Source organism: Flavobacterium mesophilum (genome assembly GCF_039581405.1).
Taxonomy (GTDB): Bacteria; Bacteroidota; Bacteroidia; order Flavobacteriales; family Flavobacteriaceae; genus Flavobacterium.
The window spans coordinates 1-5,067 of record NZ_JBCPXZ010000012.1 but is presented as its reverse complement, the minus strand read 5'-3'; the positions used below and the strand labels follow the sequence as shown (position 1 = coordinate 5,067).

The following is a 5,067-nucleotide window of genomic DNA, read 5'->3' as shown; positions in this document are numbered from 1 at the left end:
TATAGAAAGTTCTCTCCTCCCGATTGCTCGGGAGGAAAAGGGATGTACATAAGCTTACGGATTATTAGTACTACTCGACTGTGACATTGCTGCCTTTACATCTGTAGCCTATCAACGTGGTCATCTTCCACGATCCTTAAAAGAAATCTCATCTTGTGGTGGGTTTCGCGCTTATATGCTTTCAGCGCTTATCCCTTCCCAACGTAGCTACTCTGCGGTGCCCCTGGCGGGACAACAGATACACTAGAGGTTGGTCCAATTCGGTCCTCTCGTACTAGAATCAGATCCACTCAAATTTCTAACGCCCGCAGTAGATAGAGACCGAACTGTCTCACGACGTTCTGAACCCAGCTCGCGTGCCACTTTAATGGGCGAACAGCCCAACCCTTGGGACCTTCTCCAGCCCCAGGATGTGACGAGCCGACATCGAGGTGCCAAACCCCCCCGTCGATATGAGCTCTTGGGGGAGATCAGCCTGTTATCCCCGGCGTACCTTTTATCCTTTGAGCGATGGCCCTTCCATGCGGAACCACCGGATCACTATGCTCTACTTTCGTACCTGATCGACCTGTATGTCTCTCAGTCAAGCTCCCTTATGCCATTGCACTCTGCGCACGGTTACCAAGCGTGCTGAGGGAACCTTTAGAAGCCTCCGTTACTCTTTTGGAGGCGACCACCCCAGTCAAACTACCCACCAAGCAATGTCCCCCGCAGCGCGGGGTTAGGCCTCAGATAAACAAAGGGTTGTATTTCAACAATGACTCCACAACGCCTGGCGACGCCGCTTCAAAGTCTCCAACCTATCCTACACATCATTTATCCAAGGTCAATACTAAGCTATAGTAAAGGTGCACAGGGTCTTTTCGTCCCACTGCGGGTAAACGGCATCTTCACCGTTACTACAATTTCACCGAGCTCATGGCTGAGACAGTGTCCAGATCGTTACACCATTCGTGCAGGTCGGAACTTACCCGACAAGGAATTTCGCTACCTTAGGACCGTTATAGTTACGGCCGCCGTTTACTGGGGCTTCAATTCAATGCTTCTCCGAAGATAACATCTCCTCTTAACCTTCCAGCACCGGGCAGGTGTCAGGCCCTATACTTCATCTTGCGATTTTGCAGAGCCCTGTGTTTTTGATAAACAGTCGCCTGGACCTCTTCACTGCGGCCCCCATTGCTGGGGGCGACCTTTCTCCCGAAGTTACAGGTCTATTTTGCCTAATTCCTTAGCCATGAATCTCTCGAGCACCTTAGGATTCTCTCCTCAACTACCTGTGTCGGTTTGCGGTACTGGTACTGTATGCCTGAAGTTTAGAGGTTTTTCTTGGAAGCCCTTAGGCGCGCTATCTCTTTGTCCGAAGACTCCGAGTACTATCGTATTTCACCAAGCTCTCCGGATTTGCCTAGAGAGCCTATAGCTAGGTACTTCAACGAACTATTCCGTCAGTCCGCGGCGCTTTCATCACTCCGTCACCCCATCACAGCATACAGTAGTACGGGAATATTAACCCGTCGGCCATCGACTGCCCCTTTCGGGTTCGCCTTAGGACCAGACTAACCCACAGCTGATTAGCATAGCTGTGGAAACCTTAGTTTTTCGGTGTGCGGGTTTCTCGCCCGCATTATCGTTACTTATGCCTACATTTTCTTTTCCGACCGGTCCAGCACCCCTTACGAGATACCTTCTGCCCTGTCGGAATGCTCCCCTACCACTTGCAAATACATGCAAATCCATAGCTTCGGTAATATGCTTATGCCCGATTATTATCCATGCTCGTCCGCTCGACTAGTGAGCTGTTACGCACTCTTTAAATGAATGGCTGCTTCCAAGCCAACATCCTAGCTGTCTGGGCAGACAAACCTCGTTCTTTCAACTTAGCATATATTTGGGGACCTTAGCTGATGGTCTGGGTTCTTTCCCTCTCGGACTTGGACCTTAGCACCCAAGCCCTCACTGCTGGAAAACATTATATAGCATTCGGAGTTTGTCAGGAATTGGTAGGCGGTGAAGCCCCCGCATCCAATCAGTAGCTCTACCTCTATATAACTATTCTCAGCGCTGCACCTAAATGCATTTCGGGGAGTACGAGCTATTTCCGAGTTTGATTGGCCTTTCACCCCTACCCACAGGTCATCCGAAGACTTTTCAACGTCAACCGGTTCGGTCCTCCACTGTGTGTTACCACAGCTTCAACCTGCCCATGGGTAGATCACACGGTTTCGCGTCTAACACTGCCGACTAAAGCGCCCTATTCAGACTCGCTTTCGCTGCGGATCCATGGCTTAACCACTTATCCTTGCCGGCAACGTTAACTCGTAGGCTCATTATGCAAAAGGCACGCCGTCACCCCACTAAAGGGCTCCGACCGCTTGTAGGCGCATGGTTTCAGGATCTATTTCACTCCGTTATTCACGGTTCTTTTCACCTTTCCCTCACGGTACTGGTTCACTATCGGTCTCTCAGGAGTATTTAGCCTTAGCGGATGGTCCCGCCGAATTCAGACAGGGTTTCACGTGCCCCGCCCTACTCAGGATGCCGCTATCCATTACGCTCGTTGCCCATACGGGGCTGTCACCCTCTATGGCGCTCCTTTCCAGAAGCTTCCGGTTCCTTGCGCATGAAATATCGCGGTCCTACAACCCCGGCAATGCCGTAACAATGCCGGTTTGGGCTAATCCGCGTTCGCTCGCCACTACTTACGGAATCACTTTTGTTTTCTTCTCCTCCGCCTACTTAGATGTTTCAGTTCAGCGGGTTTGCCCACCTATCGGTGTACTATATCTTCAATATAGTGGGTTGCCCCATTCGGATACCTGCGGATCGATCGGTGTGTGCCCGTCCCCGCAGCTTTTCGCAGCTTATCACGTCCTTCTTCGCCTCTGAGAGCCTAGGCATTCCCCATGCGCCCTTGTTTTGCTTATTGTACCAGATCATAACTTAATATGATCCGTTTTTTTTTGTTTTTTGTTACCTACATTGCTGTACCAACAAAAAACGCTTTCTACTTTTTGTGTTTTCTTATCTCAATATGTCAATGAACTTTAAAGCTTCCGCTTTTGTGGAGAATAACGGAGTCGAACCGTTGACCTCCTGCGTGCAAGGCAGGCGCTCTAGCCAGCTGAGCTAATCCCCCAATCTAATTATGAATTGTGAATTATGAATTATGAATTTCTATTCATAAGGACCCAACTCCAGAATTTCCTTTTAATCAAGTTTTTTAGTAGTCCCGGGCAGACTCGAACTGCCGACCCCTACATTATCAGTGTAGTACTCTAACCAGCTGAGCTACGAGACTCTGTTTTTCTTAATTCTTTATCATTTTTTTTAAATCGACAGCAAGAGTAATGCAATTTCGAAATCCAGACCCATAGATTTCATCGTATTTCCTGAGCGTGCCCTGAAGCCAACACCCAGGCTCTAGAAAGGAGGTGTTCCAGCCGCACCTTCCGGTACGGCTACCTTGTTACGACTTAGCCCTAGTTACCAGTTTTACCCTAGGCAGCTCCTTGCGGTCACCGACTTCAGGCACCCCCAGCTTCCATGGCTTGACGGGCGGTGTGTACAAGGCCCGGGAACGTATTCACCGGATCATGGCTGATATCCGATTACTAGCGATTCCAGCTTCACGGAGTCGAGTTGCAGACTCCGATCCGAACTGTGACCGGCTTTGTAGATTCGCTCCCCCTCGCGGGGTGGCTGCTCTCTGTACCGGCCATTGTAGCACGTGTGTAGCCCAAGGCGTAAGGGCCGTGATGATTTGACGTCATCCCCACCTTCCTCGCAGTTTGCACTGGCAGTCTTGCTAGAGTTCCCGACATTACTCGCTGGCAACTAACAACAGGGGTTGCGCTCGTTATAGGACTTAACCTGACACCTCACGGCACGAGCTGACGACAACCATGCAGCACCTTGTAGACTGTCTTGCGAAAGTCCTGTTTCCAAAACGGTCAGTCTGCATTTAAGCCTTGGTAAGGTTCCTCGCGTATCATCGAATTAAACCACATGCTCCACCGCTTGTGCGGGCCCCCGTCAATTCCTTTGAGTTTCAGGCTTGCGCCCGTACTCCCCAGGTGGGATACTTATCACTTTCGCTTAGCCACTGAGGTCGCCCCCAACAGCTAGTATCCATCGTTTACGGCGTGGACTACCAGGGTATCTAATCCTGTTCGCTACCCACGCTTTCGTCCATCAGCGTCAATCCATTGGTAGCAACCTGCCTTCGCAATTGGTATTCCATGTAATCTCTAAGCATTTCACCGCTACACTACATATTCTAGTTGCTTCCCAATAATTCAAGTCCTGCAGTATCAATGGCCGTTCCACCGTTGAGCGATGGGCTTTCACCACTGACTTACAAGACCGCCTACAGACCCTTTAAACCCAATGATTCCGGATAACGCTTGGATCCTCCGTATTACCGCGGCTGCTGGCACGGAGTTAGCCGATCCTTATTCTTACGGTACCGTCAAGCTCCCTCACGAGGGAGTGTTTCTTCCCGTACAAAAGCAGTTTACAATCCATAGGACCGTCATCCTGCACGCGGCATGGCTGGTTCAGGCTTGCGCCCATTGACCAATATTCCTCACTGCTGCCTCCCGTAGGAGTCTGGTCCGTGTCTCAGTACCAGTGTGGGGGATCTCCCTCTCAGGACCCCTACCCATCGTCGCCTTGGTAAGCCGTTACCTTGCCAACTAGCTAATGGGACGCATGCTCATCTTTCACCGTTGTGACTTTAATTGGAAAAGGATGCCCCTCTCCAATGCTATGAGGTATTAATCCAAATTTCTCTGGGCTATCCCTCTGTGAAAGGCAGATTGCATACGCGTTACGCACCCGTGCGCCGGTCTCAAGGCCCGAAAGCCCCTACCCCTCGACTTGCATGTGTTAAGCCTGCCGCTAGCGTTCATCCTGAGCCAGGATCAAACTCTTCATCGTATATTTTAATATCATATTTTCGACGAATACCTATCGGTTCTTTTCGAATCTCTCGATTCCACTACTCTTATTCTGTTTGTTCCGGGATCGCTCCCGAAACGGCTGTCAATTCAATATGTCTACGAACGT

The 5,067-nt window shown here is 50.3% G+C and carries 2 tRNA genes and 2 rRNA genes; all 4 read right to left on the bottom strand.

The features are described 5' to 3' along the window. Nucleotides 1–44 precede the first annotated feature (44 nt). The 4 genes from AAYQ19_RS22010 to AAYQ19_RS21995 all read right to left on the bottom strand — a co-directional run bounded on the left by AAYQ19_RS22010 (nt 45) and on the right by AAYQ19_RS21995 (nt 4,938). Nucleotides 45–2,926 (bottom strand): 23S ribosomal RNA (locus tag AAYQ19_RS22010). 136 nt (nt 2,927–3,062) lie between these two features. Beyond that, nucleotides 3,063–3,136, bottom strand: a tRNA-Ala gene (locus AAYQ19_RS22005). Nucleotides 3,137–3,224: 88 nt separating this feature from the next. Then, nucleotides 3,225–3,298, bottom strand: a tRNA-Ile gene (locus tag AAYQ19_RS22000). 126 nt (nt 3,299–3,424) lie between these two features. Next, nucleotides 3,425–4,938 (bottom strand): 16S ribosomal RNA (locus AAYQ19_RS21995). The 16S and 23S rRNA genes sit together here with 2 tRNA genes alongside, the layout of an rRNA operon. Nucleotides 4,939–5,067: the final 129 nt, after the last annotated feature.